The 13,489-nt window shown below is 70.5% G+C and carries 14 protein-coding genes and 1 riboswitch; of the genes, 3 read left to right on the top strand and 11 right to left on the bottom strand.

Annotation, left to right across the window (positions count from 1 at the left end; all coding sequences use genetic code 11):
* Positions 1-229, bottom strand: a 229-nt coding sequence (locus ACQ3I4_RS04895) for an ATP-binding cassette domain-containing protein (RefSeq protein WP_430632980.1), incomplete at its 3' end; no start/stop codon positions are given.
* 114 nt (positions 230-343) lie between these two features.
* Positions 344-955, bottom strand: coding sequence for an ECF transporter S component (locus ACQ3I4_RS04890; RefSeq protein WP_329863310.1), 612 nt, complete (start codon positions 953-955; stop codon positions 344-346).
* 50 nt (positions 956-1,005) lie between these two features.
* Positions 1,006-1,135, bottom strand: a riboswitch (TPP riboswitch).
* A 72-nt stretch (positions 1,136-1,207) separates the two neighbouring features.
* Between ACQ3I4_RS04890 and ACQ3I4_RS04885 the strand changes: the two genes are divergently transcribed.
* Positions 1,208-1,477, top strand: coding sequence for a DUF4235 domain-containing protein (locus ACQ3I4_RS04885; RefSeq protein ID WP_329863312.1), 270 nt, complete (start codon positions 1,208-1,210; stop codon positions 1,475-1,477).
* 7 nt (positions 1,478-1,484) lie between these two features.
* Here ACQ3I4_RS04885 and mnhG read toward each other — a convergent pair whose 3' ends face one another.
* Genes mnhG through ACQ3I4_RS04855 form a run of 6 tightly spaced genes read right to left on the bottom strand, consistent with a single transcriptional unit; the run spans position 1,485 to position 7,890 of the window.
* Entirely contained in the window at positions 1,485-1,895 is a 411-nt protein-coding gene (gene mnhG / locus ACQ3I4_RS04880) for a monovalent cation/H(+) antiporter subunit G (protein WP_329863314.1), read from the bottom strand.
* Entirely contained in the window at positions 1,895-2,164 is a 270-nt protein-coding gene (locus tag ACQ3I4_RS04875) for a monovalent cation/H+ antiporter complex subunit F (RefSeq protein ID WP_430632979.1), read from the bottom strand. Before ACQ3I4_RS04875 ends, mnhG begins: the two co-directional genes overlap by 1 nt.
* Complete coding sequence (locus ACQ3I4_RS04870; protein ID WP_430632978.1) at positions 2,161-2,766, bottom strand: Na+/H+ antiporter subunit E; 606 nt, start codon at positions 2,764-2,766, stop codon at positions 2,161-2,163. The genes ACQ3I4_RS04875 and ACQ3I4_RS04870 overlap by 4 nt, the downstream gene beginning before the upstream one ends.
* Entirely contained in the window at positions 2,763-4,376 is a 1,614-nt protein-coding gene (locus ACQ3I4_RS04865) for a Na+/H+ antiporter subunit D (RefSeq protein WP_430633061.1), read from the bottom strand. The genes ACQ3I4_RS04870 and ACQ3I4_RS04865 overlap by 4 nt, the downstream gene beginning before the upstream one ends.
* Positions 4,376-4,906, bottom strand: a complete 531-nt coding sequence (locus ACQ3I4_RS04860; RefSeq protein WP_430632977.1) for a Na(+)/H(+) antiporter subunit C — start codon at positions 4,904-4,906, stop codon at positions 4,376-4,378. The genes ACQ3I4_RS04865 and ACQ3I4_RS04860 overlap by 1 nt, the downstream gene beginning before the upstream one ends.
* Positions 4,903-7,890 (bottom strand): Na+/H+ antiporter subunit A, encoded by a 2,988-nt coding sequence (locus tag ACQ3I4_RS04855; RefSeq protein WP_430632976.1) that lies wholly within the window; start codon positions 7,888-7,890, stop codon positions 4,903-4,905. The genes ACQ3I4_RS04860 and ACQ3I4_RS04855 overlap by 4 nt, the downstream gene beginning before the upstream one ends.
* A gap of 153 nt (positions 7,891-8,043) precedes the next feature.
* Here ACQ3I4_RS04855 and ACQ3I4_RS04850 point away from each other — a divergent pair, with 153 nt between their 5' ends.
* Positions 8,044-9,348 carry an MFS transporter gene (locus ACQ3I4_RS04850; RefSeq protein WP_430632975.1) on the top strand — a complete coding sequence of 435 codons (1,305 nt, stop codon included), beginning with the start codon at positions 8,044-8,046 and terminating at the stop codon, positions 9,346-9,348.
* Here the strand turns inward: ACQ3I4_RS04850 and dcd are convergent.
* Entirely contained in the window at positions 9,338-9,919 is a 582-nt protein-coding gene (gene dcd, locus ACQ3I4_RS04845; RefSeq protein WP_329863323.1) for a dCTP deaminase, read from the bottom strand. The two genes, ACQ3I4_RS04850 and dcd, sit on opposite strands and share 11 nt — an antisense overlap.
* 96 nt (positions 9,920-10,015) lie before the next feature.
* Between dcd and ACQ3I4_RS04840 the strand changes: the two genes are divergently transcribed.
* Entirely contained in the window at positions 10,016-10,810 is a 795-nt protein-coding gene (locus tag ACQ3I4_RS04840; RefSeq protein WP_430632974.1) for a M15 family metallopeptidase, read from the top strand.
* A gap of 16 nt (positions 10,811-10,826) precedes the next feature.
* Here ACQ3I4_RS04840 and kynA read toward each other — a convergent pair whose 3' ends face one another.
* Complete coding sequence (gene kynA, locus ACQ3I4_RS04835; protein ID WP_329863327.1) at positions 10,827-11,681, bottom strand: tryptophan 2,3-dioxygenase; 855 nt, start codon at positions 11,679-11,681, stop codon at positions 10,827-10,829.
* A gap of 16 nt (positions 11,682-11,697) precedes the next feature.
* Positions 11,698-13,404, bottom strand: coding sequence for a fumarate hydratase (locus tag ACQ3I4_RS04830; protein WP_329863329.1), 1,707 nt, complete (start codon positions 13,402-13,404; stop codon positions 11,698-11,700).
* Between the last annotated feature and the right edge of the window lie 85 nt (positions 13,405-13,489).

The raw sequence follows: 13,489 nt of genomic DNA, 5'->3' as shown, positions 1-13,489 counted from the left end.
TGGGTCCTGCCGGTCTTTGTTTTTTGGGTTTCTTCTCAAGGCCCCCGGCGCGCCCGCGCACCGTGTGCGCGGGCGCGCCGTCGACGAGCAGCTCGCCCTCGGCCTCGGTGTCCTCGTCCTGGTGCAGGACGCCGGCGAGGGCGTGCAGGAGCGTCGACTTGCCAGCGCCCGAGGGGCCGGCCAGCAGGATCCGCTCCCCCGGGCGGATGTCCAGGTCCAGCCCGGACACGGCGGGCGCATGGCGTCCCGCATGACGCCACCCCCACCCGGCCGCACGGACCGCCGCCGGGTGCGGCCCCGGCGTCGTGCTCCCCGCCTCGCGGGCGGCCTGGGACGTCACCGCCTAGCCGTTCACCGGCTCCTGCGCGGCCTTGCGCGAGGCCAGCGCGGACAGCGCCCCCGTCCGGGACAGGGCCCGGGTCGCGAGCCAGGACAGCAGGCCCGCGATGACGACGCCGGAGATCGTCATAAATCCAACGTAGGCGAGCTTCATGACCACCGTGTACTCCGGGAACCAGTTGAAGACGAACGCGTCGTTCACGCCGCCGAAGAGGCCGGCCGCGGCGCCCGCGAGCAGGGCCACCTGCAGCCCCCAGCGGCGGTACAGGAACGCCGCGACGACGAGCTCCGCCCCCAGGCCCTGGACGAGGCCGGAGACGAGCACGGTCCAGCCGTACTGCGAGCCGAGGAAGGCCGAGACGACCGCGGCGACGGTCTCGCAGAACAGGGCCGCCCCGGGCTTGCGGATCACCAGCGCGCCGAGCACGGCCGGGAAGAGCCACATTCCCGCGAGCAGCGCCGAGGAGGGCGGGAAGGCCAGGAACAGGAAGTCCAGCGCGTGGTGGAAGGTGTTCCAGGCGAAGAAGACGACGCCGGAGGCGACGGCGATGATGGCGGCGACGACGATGTCGACGACGCGCCATCCGGTGCGTGCGGGAGACTGCACGGTGCTCATAGAGGTGTCCTCCTTGGGATCAAGGAGGGGAGGGCGTGCCGCCGCGCGGCATCCCTGAGAACTCGACTCCCTTCGCCGGTACTAGCCGGATCAGGTTCGAGGGTCTGCGCGGCGCGCACTCTCAGCGTTCTGACGGGTTCCGGCCGCCGGCCGGAGCCCAACGCTCCCCTGTCGTTGGTGTTTCAGTGGCCCCAGTCTAGCCCCGCGCTATGCTGGGCGGGTAATCACCCCCTCGAGACGGAGACCGCGCACGTGAACGTACTGCTGAAGATCGTCGGCTCGCTGATTTCCCTCGGCGCCGGATTCGCCGGGGCCAAGCTCCTCGACACCGCCTGGACGCGGATCACCGGCGAGGAGCCGCCGAAGCCGGGCGACGCCGAGGCCCAGGCCGAGGCCTCGCTGCGCCAGGCCCTCGGCTTCGCCGTGGCCTCCGCCGTCGTGGCCGCGGTGATCCAGGTCATGGCCAACCGCGGCACGCAGCGCATGTTGCGCCGCTTCCAGGAAACCGCCGACGAGGTCTAGCCCGGGCTCAGCGCTCGGTGTCCGCCACGTGGTCTGCCGCGCCCGCCGGCAGCGAGCCGTTGGCGGCCCGGGCGACGACCTCGTCCAGGTCGTCCACGATGAGCGTCTCGCGCTTGAGGTGCTTGGTGCGGTAGCCCGCCCGCCCCACCATGTGGGCGCTCACGGGCGCCGTCAACAGCTGGAAGAGCCACGCGAGCAGGAGCACGGGCAGCACCGCCGGCGAATCGGCCTGCAGGCCGACGGCGGTCAGGAGCAGCAGGAGCCCCAGCACCTGCGGCTTGGTGCCGGCGTGCATGCGGGAGAGCAGGTCGGGGAAGCGCAGCATGCCCAGGCCGGCGGCGAAGGACATGAGCGATCCCACGACGAGGCACAGGGCCGTGGCGGCGTCGCGGACGGTCTGCAGCGTCTCGGCGTCCATCAGGAGTTCCTCCGGTCCGTCACGTAGCGGGAGACCGTCACCGAGCCGATGAAGCCGACGACGCAGGCCACGGCGATGAACGGCACGTGGTTCAAGTGGTGGTTGAGCGCCATGTCGATGCACAGCGCGGCCATGATGATCGCGAGCAGCACGTCGAGGGCGATCACGCGCTCGAGGATCGACGGACCGCGCGCGATGCGCACGATCGCCATCATGGCGGCGGCGGCCAGCAGGAGGCCGGACACCCAGGCGGCGGTGGTCAGGATCATGCGGGGGCCTCCTCACGGCGCAGGGCCTCGAGGGCCTCGGGCGTGCCCATCACCTTGATCAGCCGCGCCTCCGTGTCCAGGACGCCCGCCCGGAAGCGCTCGGCCTCCTCGGGGGTGTCGACGTCGATGACGTGCAGGTACAGGGTCCCGGACGTCCGGTCCACCTCCACGACGAACGAGCCGGGGATGAGCGTGAGGACGTGGCCGAGGGTGGTCATCATCAGGTCCTCGCGGCAGCGCAGTGTGATGCCGACGACGGCGCTGCGCACCTTCTGCCCGCGGAAGAGCGCGAGGCCGAAGACCTGGAAGCTCGCCGCGACGACGTCCTTGAGGAAGTGCAGGGCGAACAGGAACGCCTGCCAGACGTTGAAGCGGCCGCTGAGCTCCACGGGCGGCAGCCGGAACACGGAGACGACGCCGAGCGAGAGCAGGAAGCCGAAGACGAGGTTGCCGGCGGAGAAGTCCTGCCACAGCGCCCCCCAGACGAGCATCATCCAGACAAGCAGGGGCAGCTCGACGAGGAAGCGGGCGCGCTTGCGCCGGCGGTCCGCGGCGGATCCGCGGCTCGGGGTCCCGAGGCCGGACGGGCGGGTGCGGCTCATGGCGTGCCCTCCTGGGGTCCCAGCACGGCCTCGATGTAGGGCGTGCGCTCCATCATCTGCCGGGCGGCCTGGTCGCTGAGCTGGAAGAGCGGTCCGGCGAAGACGGTCAGGGCGAGTCCGAGCGCCACGAGGGCGGCGGTCGAGCCGACCATGGTCCGGGGCAGCAGCTGCGTGTCGCCGCGGTCGCTGTAGCGGCTGTTCGGGAAGTTCGCGACGTGGCTGTAGGTCGTCACACGGCCACCGTCCTTGGCGCCGACGAGCAGCAGCGGATCGGGGTTCTCCGCGTCCTCGGCCTTGCGCCAGAACGCCCGGTTCCAGACGCGGGCTACGGCGAGCAGGGTCAGCAGCGACGTCGCCACGGCGCCGGCGAGGAGGACCCACGCGAGCGGGGTGCCGAGCTCGACGCCGCCCTGCATGAGGCCGAGCTTGCCGAGGAAGCCGGAGAACGGCGGGATGCTGGCCAGGTTCATGGCCGGGATGAAGAACAGCACGGCGAGGACCGGGGAGAGCTTGGCGAGCGAGCCGAGGCGGTCCACGTTCGAGGTCCCGGCGCGGCGTTCGATCAGGCCCGTGACGAGGAAGAGCGAGGTCTGCACGATGATGTGGTGGGCGACGTAGTAGACGGTCGCGCCGAGGGCCGCGAGGTTCCCGAGCGCGAGCCCGAACACCATGTAGCCGATGTGGCTCGTGAGGGTGAAGGAGAGCATGCGCTTGATGTCCGCCTGCGCGATCGCACCGAGGATGCCCACGAGCATGGTCATGAGCGCGACGACCATCAGGAACGAGTTGATCCGGTCCCCGGGGAACAGGAGCGTCTCGGTGCGCACGAGCGCGTAGACGCCGACCTTGGTCAGCAGGCCCGCGAACACCGCGGTGACGGGCGCGGGCGCGGTCGGGTAGGAGTCCGGGAGCCAGAAGGAGAGCGGGAAGATCGCGGCCTTGATGCCGAACGCGACGAGCAGCATGAGGTGCAGGATCATCTGCGTGCCCTCGTCCAGCTGGCCGAGCTTGACCGCGAGGTCGGCCATGTTCACGGTGCCGGTGGCGCCGTAGATCATGCCGATCGAGATCAGGAACAGCATCGAGGAGACCACGGAGACGACGACGTACGTCACGCCCGCGCGGATGCGCGCCGTGGTGCCGCCGAGGGTCAGCAGGACGTAGGAGGCCGTCAGCAGGATCTCGAAGCCCACGTAGAGGTTGAACAGGTCGCCGGCGAGGAAGGCGTTGGAGACGCCCGCGACGAGGATCAGGAACGTGGGGTGGAAGACGGAGATCGGCCCGTCGTCGTCACCGTCGGCCATGCCCTGGGCGGTCGCGTACAAGAGCACCGCGAGGCTCACCGCCGTGGAGACGACGAGCATGAGCGCGGAGAACTCGTCGACGACCATGGAGATCCCGAACGGCGGCGCCCAGCCGCCGAGGAGGACGGCCTGCGCCCCGTGCGTCCAGGCCTCCGCGAGGAGCCAGCACTCGAGGGCCAGGGTGGCGGTGAGGGTCGAGATGGTCACGGCCCGCTGGCTGCGCTTGTGCCGGCGCAGCACGAACGCGACCGCGGCGCCGAGGATCGGCAGCGCGACGGCGAGCGGCGCGAGCGAGACGACGCTGATCATCGTGCCTCCCTGTTCCGTGACTCGTCGTGGGTTCCGGCGCTTTCCTCGGCGCTGGCCTGGCGGTGCTCGGCGTTGACGGCGGCCTTGGCGCGGGCCGCGGCGTCGTCGTCCTCCGAGGTGAACTCGGTCGTGTCGGCCTCGATCTCCGAGTCCTCCTCGAAGTCGAAGTGGGACTGCTCGGCGACGCGGCGGTCCTCGACGTCGTCGACGACCTCGTCGCGCCGGGCGATGACCCAGGAACGGTAGATGATCGCCAGCAGGAACGCGGTCACCGCGAAGGTGATGACGATCGCGGTCAGGATGAGCGCCTGCGGCAGCGGATCGGAGTAGTCCCCTGCCGCGATGGAGGAGGAGTACAGCGGGGCCATGCCCGGCAGCCCGCCCGTTGTGAGGATCAGCAGGTTCACCCCGTTGCTGATGAGCATGAGGCCCAGCAGCACGCGCGTCAGGCTGCGTTCGAGCAGCAGGTAGATGCCGCAGGCGAACAGGACGCCCATGACCACGAGCATGATGACGTTGACGCTCATCGGGCGACCCCCTCGGTGCTGCCCTCGGGCGCCTCGTGGACGGCGACGGGGCTGCGGCCCTCGGACCGCTCGTCGATCTCCGCCCCGAGGCTGCGCAGGACGTCGACGACGAGGCCGACGACGACGAGGTAGACGCCGATGTCGAAGAAGGTCGAGGTGACGAACTTGTGCTCCCCGAAGAGCGGCAGGGCGAACTCGATGGCGGCGGACTGGAAGATCTGGCCTCCGAAGAAGAGCGGGAACGCGGCGGACAGGGCGGCGGTCGCCAGGCCCAGGCCCAGGAGCGTGCCGGGGCTGATCGGCGTCGACTCGGCGAGCTCGAACCGGCCTCCGGCCAGGTAGCGGATGGTGAGGGCCAGGCCGGCCAGGAGGCCGCCGGCGAACCCGCCGCCGGGCGTGTTGTGCCCGGCGAGCAGGAGGTAGATGGAGAAGAGGATCATCGAGTGGAACAACAGGCGCGTGACGACCTCGAAGATGATCGAGCGGCGCTCGGGCGCGAGCGTCCGTCCGGCGATGAGCCAGGCGTCCTTCGCCGACTCGGCGAAGTGGCGGGCGATCGCGAGCGCGGCGGCCGTGCGGCTGGACTGGTGCAGGTGCTCGGAGCCGCGGTCCACGCTGCCCGGCGCCACGTCCTCGGTGCGGCGGCGGTCGTCGCCGCGCCCGCGCACGTAGATCAGGCTGGCCACGCCGGTCGCCGCCGCGGCGAGCACGGTGATCTCGCCGAAGGTGTCCCACGCGCGGATGTCCACGAGGATGACGTTGACGATGTTCTGGCCCGCGCCGCCCACGTAGGCGAGCTCGGGGAGCATGAGGGAGATCGGGTCGGCCGTGCGGGCGGCCATCGAGGTCGCGGCGATCCCGACCATGACGATGCCGAAGGCGATGCCGATCGCGGCGCGCAGCACGCGGTGCCCGGCCGGGTTGGTCGTCCACAGCGGCGCCGGCAGCGTGCGCAGGGCCAGGACCATGGCGACGAGGACGATCGTCTCCACGAGCAGCTGCGTCAGGGCGAGGTCCGGCGCCCCCTGGAGGGCGAACATGATGGCCATGCCGTAGCCCGTCACGGCGACCATGAGGACCGCGAGGAAGCGCTTGTTGGCCTTGATCGCGGCGAAGGCGCCGATGATCATCGCGAGGCCGATCATGAGCTGGGCCGGGGTGTCGAACCAGACGAGCTGCTGCGGCGCGGGGACGTCGAACGCGATCCCCGCGACGGCGGGCGCCAGGAGCCCGACGATGAGGATGACGATGAGGTAGAACGCGAGCGAACCGCGCTGCGTGCGTCCCGTGACCCACACCGCGACCTCGTCGGTCGCCCCCAGGATGTACTTGTAGCTCTTCTCGGCGTCGACGAGGGGGTAGAGCTTGTCCTGGGCCCGGGCGACGGCGGCGCGGCCCGTGAAGAGCAGGACGCCGATCGCGACGACGACGGCGGAGAGCCCCAGCGCGGGGGTGAATCCGTGCCACAGCGCCAGGTGCACGGGGTGCTCGGCGGGCTCGAACAGGCCCGCGTAGGGGGCGATCGCGTCCTCGAGGACGCCGGGGGTGAAGGCGGTCACCACGGTCGTGATGGCCAGGACGAGCGGCGAGGCGATGAAGAGCCACGGGATCGCCTTGAAGGCCGTGGGCTCGACGCCGGGCTTGGAGGCGAATCCGCCCCAGACGAACCGCGCACTGTAGGCGAAGGTCAGGATGGAGCCGGCCACGACGCCCACGAGCAGCCACGTGCCGCCGGGCTCTCCGTTCGCGGCGCCCTCGAGGAGCGTCTCGAACACGGACTCCTTGGCCACGAACCCGAAGAAGGGCGGCAGGCCGGCCATCGACGCGGCGCTGATCAGGGTCACGACGAACAGCTTGGGCGCCGTGCGCCAGAGCCCGGAGAGCTCGCGCAGGTCGCGGGTCCCGGCCTTGTGGTCGATGATGCCGACGACGAGGAACAGCGCGGCCTTGAAGAAGCCGTGCGCGAGCATCATCGAGAGGCCGGCGACGGCCGCGTTGGCGGTGCCGAGGCCCACGATGAGGATCAGGAAGCCGAGCTGGGAGACCGTGCCGTAGGCCAGGACGAGCTTGATGTCGTGCTGGCGCAGCGCCCGCCAGCCGCCGACGAGCATGGTCGCGAGGCCGAGGACGAGGAGCGTGCCGTGCCAGTACGCGGTCTCGGAGAAGCCCGGTGCGAGGCGCGCCACGAGGTAGACGCCCGCCTTGACCATGGCCGCGGCGTGCAGGTAGGCGGAGACCGGCGTCGGCGCGGCCATCGCGCCGGGGAGCCAGAAGTGGAAGGGGACGAGCGCGGACTTGGACACGGCGCCGACGAGGATCAGCAGGATCGCGACGTCGATGACGGTTCCCTGCGCGGTGAGCGCCGCGGCATCGGCCATGATGTCCGAGATGCGGTAGCTTCCGGCCGTCTCGCCGAGCAGGATCAGGCCCAGGAGCATCACGAGCCCGCCGAAGGTCGTGACGATGAGCGCCTGCAGGGCGGAGCGCCGCGCGAAGATGCGGGTCCGGGAGAAGCCGATCAGCAGGTAGGACAGGACCGTGGTCAGTTCCCAGAAGATGAAGAGCAGGATCAGGTCGTCCGCGATGACGAGGCCGAACATGGCGCCCGCGAAGGCGAGCAGCTGCGCGCCGAACGGGCCGATGTTGGCGTCCTCGTTCTTGAAGTAGCGGGCGCAGTAGAAGAGCACGAGCGCCCCGACGCCGAGGACCAGGAGGCTCAGCACGGCGGAGAGGGCGTCCATCCGGAAGGCGAGCTCGAGGTGGAGGGACTCGACCCAGGGCACCAGGAGCGACGGCGGGGCGTTCGGCTCCCCGATCCGCGCGGCCTGGTCGGCACCGGTGAAGGAGGGGAAGTTCGCGAGCAGCCAGACGAAGCCGGCCGCGGGCACCGCGCCCAGGACGTAGAAGGTGCCCCGGCCCAGCCGGCGGAAGATCAGTGGCGCGACGAAGGACACCGCGAAGAGGGCGATGAGGACTTCGAGCACGATGATCTCCTGGGAGGCGGGCTGCCGTGACGCGCGGGCACATCGAAGCAGGTGGTCAAGGGCTGCTCTCAACTTTAACAGTTCCCACGGACTGCTCCGTGCCACGGGCCCCTGTTTGCCGTCGCTTTACGCCGAGAGCGTTACCATGCACTCATGAACCCCGCGCCACGGATGTTGAATCGGCAGGTCATCGCATGGGCATCGTGGGATTGGGGGTCGGCGGCGATCAACGCCGTCATGACGACGTTCGTCTTCACCGTCTACCTCACGAGCAGCGCCTTCGGGAACAGCGCGGACACCTCCGCGGCCCTGAGCCTGGCCCTCACGGTGGCCGGCCTCGCGATCGCGCTCCTGGCCCCCGTGACGGGCCAGCGCTCCGACGCCGGTGGGCGGCGGCGCTTCTGGCTCGGCGTCAACTCGGTCCTCGTCGCCCTCGCGACGGCCGCGTGCTTCTTCGTCGCCCCCGACCCCGGCTTCCTGGTCCTCGGCGTCGTCCTCATCGCCGTGGCGAGCGTCTTCGCCGAGTTCGCTACCGTCAACTACAACGCGATGCTGCCGCAGATCTCGACGCCGGCCACGCTCGGCAAGGTCTCCGGCTTCGGCTGGGGCATGGGCTACCTCGGCGGGATCCTGGCCCTGGCGATCGTCCTGTTCGGCTTCGTCCAGCCCGTCGTGGACTGGCCCGGGGCGAGCACCGAGAACGCGCTGAACCTGCGCCTCGTCGCCGTCTTCTCCGCCGTCTGGTTCTTCGCCTTCGCCCTGCCCGTCCTCTTCGCCGTGCCGGAGCTCCCGCGCCGGGCCCGGGCCTCGAAGACCGGCTTCCTCGAGTCCTACCGGATCCTCTTCCGCCACATCGGCTCGATCGGCCGCCGCAATCCGCACACGCTGTTCTTCCTCCTCGCCTCGGCGGTGTTCCGCGACGGCCTCGCCGCCGTCTTCACCTTCGGCGGCGTCATCGCGGCGGGCACGTTCGGGTTCACGACCTCGGAGGTCATCGTCTTCGCGATCGCCGGCAACGTCGTCGCCGCGGCCGGAGCGATCGCGGGCGGCTTCCTCGATGACAGGATCGGCCCCAAGGCCGTCATCATCGGCTCGCTCGCGGGCCTGATCGTGGCCGGGCTCGGGGTGTTCTTCTCCCCCGGCACCTCGGGCTTCTGGCTCTTCGGCCTGCTCCTGTGCCTCTTCGTGGGCCCCGCTCAATCGGCCTCGCGCGGCTACATCGCCCGCCTCGCCGAGCCGGGCCGGGAGGGCGAGCTGTTCGGCCTCTACGCCACCACGGGGCGCGCCGTGAGCTTCCTGGCCCCGGGGCTCTTCACCGTCGCGATCGCGCTCGCCCGCCCCGTCGTCGGCGAGGACGGCGCCCAGCGCTACGGCATCCTGGGGATCCTCGTGGTCCTGCTCGCCGGTCTGCTCCTGCTGCTGCCGGTCCGCTCACCGGAGCGCGCGCCTACTTCGTGAGCGTCGTGCGGTGGAAGTTCCGGTGGCTGCGCGAGGCCGTCGGCCCGCGCTGGCCCTGGTAGCGGTTCCCGTACTCCCCGGAGCCGTAGGGGTGCTCGGCCGGGGAGCTGAGGCGGAAGAAGCACAACTGGCCGATCTTCGACCCCGGCCACAACTTGATCGGCAGCGTCGCCATGTTGGAGAGCTCGAGCGTCACATGCCCGGAGAATCCCGGGTCGATGAACCCCGCGGTCGAGTGCGTCAGCAGGCCCAGGCGGCCGAGGGAGGACTTGCCCTCGAGCCGCGCGGCGATGTCGTCCGGCAGCGTCACGGTCTCGTAGGTCGAACCCAGCACGAACTCCCCCGGGTGCAGGATGAACGGCTCGTCCGGTTCCACCTCGACGAGCCGGGTGAGGTCCGGCTGGTCGAGCGCCGGATCGATGTGCGCGTACTTGTGGTTGTCGAAGAGCCGGAAGTACCGGTCGATCCGCACGTCGACGCTGGACGGCTGGATCATCTCCTTCTCCAGCGGGTCCAGCACGATGCGGCCGGCGTCGAGTTCGGTTCGGATGTCGCGGTCGGAGATCAGCACGTGACCAAAATAGCGTATCCACGCCCGCGGGCGCGGGGCTATCCTAGGCACAGGGTCCCGCACGGCCCGCCTGAGCCCCCGGGGGAACGCCAGATCATGAAGCCACACCGACACCGCGGCGCCGCGGCCCTGGCCGCCACGGCGGTCCTCGCCCTGTGCGCGGCGCTGCCGGCCCAAGCGGCTCCGTCGGCGGGGCCGGAGGCGGACGCGACCCGCGATCCGGCGTCGTTCGAGGTCCTGGTCAACGCCGAGAACCCGCTGGACCCGCTCGACTACGTGCCCGCGCAGCTGACGCCCGCGGCCGGCTCGCAGAACCTCATGGTCCCGGAAGCCGCGATCGCCCTGGCCCTGCTCGTGGAGGGGGCGCGGCTCGACGGACACGCGCTCGTCGTCGAGAGCGCCTACCGCTCCTACGAGCGCCAGGCGCAGGTCTTCCGCAGCTACGCCGCGCGCTATGGCGAGGCCTACGCCTCGAAGATCTCCGCCCGCCCCGGAACGAGCGAGCACCAGCTGGGGCTCGCCGCCGACGTCGGGCTGGCGGGCGGGCAGTGCTCGCTCCACCGCTGCTTCGGGGACACGGCCGCCGGCCGCTGGGTCGCCGCGCACGCCGTCGACTACGGCTTCATCATCCGCTATCCCGAGGGGGCCGAGGACGCGACGGGCTACGCCTACGAGCCGTGGCACCTGCGCTTCCTCGGCGAGGGGGCCGCGGCGGACTTCGAGGCCTCCGGAGCCGCCAGCTACGAGGAGTACGTCGCGGCGCGGACGACGCCGGAGCCCGCCCCGGAGCCGGAGCCCGAGCCGGGCGCGGACCCGGCGCCGCGGAACTCGATCGTCCCCTTCCTCCCCGGCCACACCGCCCCGTGGGACTGGCGGCCGCGCTGGCACTAGGCCGCCGGCCCGGGGCCTACGCCCCGATCTCGGTGCGGACCGCGAAGAGCTCCGGGAAGAACGTCAGCTCGAGCGCCTTCTTGAGGAAGCCGACGCCGGAGGACCCGCCCGTGCCGCGCTTGAATCCGATCGTCCGCTCCACCGTCTTGAGGTGGCGGAAGCGCCAGAACTGGAAGTTCTCCTCCAGGTCCACGAGCTCCTCGCACGCCTCGTAGAGGTCCCAGTGGCCCGCCGCGTCCTCGTAGATCTCCTTGAAGACCGCGACGAGCTCCTCCGTGAACACGTGCGCCTGCGTGACGTCGCGCTCCAGCAGCGACGCCGGCACGTCGAGGCCCCGGCGGGACAGGAGCCGGATGAACTCGTCGTAGACCGACGGCGCCGCCAGCAGCTCCTTCAGCAGCGCGTGCGCGTCGGGGTCGGCCGCGAACACGTCCACCATGGCCGCGTTCTTGTTCCCGAGCATGAACTCCACGGCCCGGTACTGGAAGGACTGGAAGCCGCTCGAGGAGCCCAGCGAGCCCCGGAACTCCGCGTACTCGGACGGCGTGAGCGTGGCCAGGACGCTCCACTGCTCGGTCAGCGTGCGCTGGATGTGCTTGACGCGCGCGATGTGCTTGAGCGCGAACCGCAGGTCGTCCCCGCGCAGCCGGGCCGTGATCGCGCGCAGCTCGTGCAGCATGAGCTTGAGCCACAGCTCCGAGGTCTGGTGCTGGATGATGAACAGCAGCTCGTCGTGGTGCTCCGGGCGGCTCACGGGGTGCTGGGAGGCCAGCAGGGTGTCCAGCCCCAGATAGGAGCCGTAGCTCATCTTGTCGCGGAAATCGGTCTCGATTCCCTCCTCCAGGGCCCGGGTGTTCTTCTCGACGCTCACCGCGCCATCGTAGCCGCTACCGCGCGCGGACCGGGATCCCGGTGAACGTCGGCTTGAGCGTCTCGGCGAAGAAGTCGTTGCCCTTGTCGTCCACGACGATGAACGCCGGGAAGTCCTCGACCTCGATCCTCCAGATCGCCTCCATGCCGAGCTCGGGGTACTCGAGGACCTCGACCTTCTTGATGCAGTCCTGGGCCAGGCGCGCCGCGGGACCGCCGATCGAGCCCAGGTAGAAGCCCCCGTGCGCGTCGCAGGCCTCGGTGACCTGGCGCGAGCGGTTGCCCTTGGCGAGCATCACCATGGAGCCGCCCGCGGCCTGGAACTGGTCGACGTAGGAGTCCATGCGCCCGGCCGTGGTCGGCCCGAACGAGCCCGAGGCCATGCCGTCGGGAGTCTTGGCCGGTCCCGCGTAGTAGACGGGGTGGTCCTTGAGGTACTGCGGCATCTCCTCGCCCGCGTCGAGCCGCTCCTTGATCTTCGCGTGGGCGATGTCACGGGCGACGACGAGCGGGCCGCTCAGCGACAGGCGCGCCTTCACGGGGTGCTTGGTGAGCTCGGCGAGGATCTCGTCCATGGGCCGGTTGAGGTCGATCTTCACGACGGAGGAGCCCCCGGTGCCGGTGACGCCGTCGGTCTCGTGGTCGTGGGCCGCGATCGCGGGGTGGGACTCGTCCGGCATAAAGCGCGCGGGGTCCGTCTCGAGCTGCTCGACGAACACGCCCTCGGCGGTGATCTTGGCGAGCATCTGGCGGTCGGCCGAGCAGGAGACGGCGATCGCGACGGGCAGCGAGGCCCCGTGGCGGGGAAGCCGGACGACGCGCACGTCGTGGCAGAAGTACTTGCCGCCGAACTGGGCGCCGATGCCGAAGTGGCGGGTCAGCTCGAGCACCTTCTCCTCGAGCTCGAGGTCGCGGAACCCTCGGCCCGTCATCGCGCCCGTCGTGGGCAGGGTGTCGAGGTACTTCGCGGAACCGTACTTGGCGGTCTTGAGCGCGAACTCGGCGCTCGTGCCGCCGATGACGATCGAGAGGTGGTAGGGCGGGCAGGCCGCCGTGCCGAGCGAGCGCAGCTTCTCATCGAGGAACCGCAGCATGGCGTTCTCGTTGAGGATCGCCTTGGTCTCCTGGTAGAGGAAGGACTTGTTCGCGCTTCCGCCGCCCTTGGCCATGAACAGGAACTTGTACTGCTCCTCGTGGCCCGGGGCCGTGTCGGCGTAGAGCTCCACCTGCGCGGGGAGGTTGTTGCCCGTGGACTTCTCCTCCCACGTGGTCAGCGGGGCGAGCTGCGAGTAGCGCAGGTTCAACTGCGTGTAGGCGTCGTAGATGCCGCGGGAGAGGTCCTTCTCGTCGGGACCCTGCGTGATGACGCGCTGCCCGCGCTTGCCCATGACGATCGCCGTGCCCGTGTCCTGGCACATCGGCAGCACGCCGCCGGCGGCGATGTTGGCGTTCTTGAGCAGGTCCAGGGCCACGAACTTGTCGTTCGGGCTCGCCTCGTCGTCGTCGAGGATGTCGCGCAGCTGCCGCAGGTGCGCCGGGCGCAGGTAGTGGGAGATATCGTGGAGCGCCGTGCGCGCCAGGAGGGACAGGGCCTCCGGGTCGACCTCGAGGTAGCGCCGCCCGCCCGGCCCCTCGACGGTCCGCACGCCTTCGGCGCTGATCTTGCGGTACGGCGTCGTATCCTCGCCGATGGGCAGCAGGTCCTCATACTGGAACTCGGTCATGGTGCTTCCTCGCAGTGTCTCCCAACAGTGCCTACCACTCTAGGCCCGCCCGGACCGGTGCCGGAAACGGTGACGGCTTGCGGCG

Source organism: Zafaria sp. Z1313 (genome assembly GCF_050563205.1).
GTDB lineage: Bacteria > Actinomycetota > Actinomycetes > Actinomycetales > Micrococcaceae > JAZDCJ01.
This window is presented reverse-complemented; position numbering and strand designations above follow the sequence as displayed.

What these genes read in the sequence shown, in the direction of transcription:
- ACQ3I4_RS04890 (WP_329863310.1), bottom strand. Translation starts at nt 955, where the DNA reads ATGAGCACCGTGCAGTCTCCCGCACGCACCGGATGGCGCGTCGTCGAC.
- mnhG (WP_329863314.1), bottom strand. Translation starts at nt 1,895, where the DNA reads ATGGACGCCGAGACGCTGCAGACCGTCCGCGACGCCGCCACGGCCCTG.
- ACQ3I4_RS04875 (WP_430632979.1), bottom strand. Translation starts at nt 2,164, where the DNA reads ATGATCCTGACCACCGCCGCCTGGGTGTCCGGCCTCCTGCTGGCCGCC.
- ACQ3I4_RS04870 (WP_430632978.1), bottom strand. Translation starts at nt 2,766, where the DNA reads ATGAGCCGCACCCGCCCGTCCGGCCTCGGGACCCCGAGCCGCGGATCC.
- ACQ3I4_RS04860 (WP_430632977.1), bottom strand. Translation starts at nt 4,906, where the DNA reads ATGAGCGTCAACGTCATCATGCTCGTGGTCATGGGCGTCCTGTTCGCC.
- ACQ3I4_RS04850 (WP_430632975.1), top strand. Translation starts at nt 8,044, where the DNA reads ATGAACCCCGCGCCACGGATGTTGAATCGGCAGGTCATCGCATGGGCA.
- ACQ3I4_RS04840 (WP_430632974.1), top strand. Translation starts at nt 10,016, where the DNA reads ATGAAGCCACACCGACACCGCGGCGCCGCGGCCCTGGCCGCCACGGCG.
- ACQ3I4_RS04830 (WP_329863329.1), bottom strand. Translation starts at nt 13,404, where the DNA reads ATGACCGAGTTCCAGTATGAGGACCTGCTGCCCATCGGCGAGGATACG.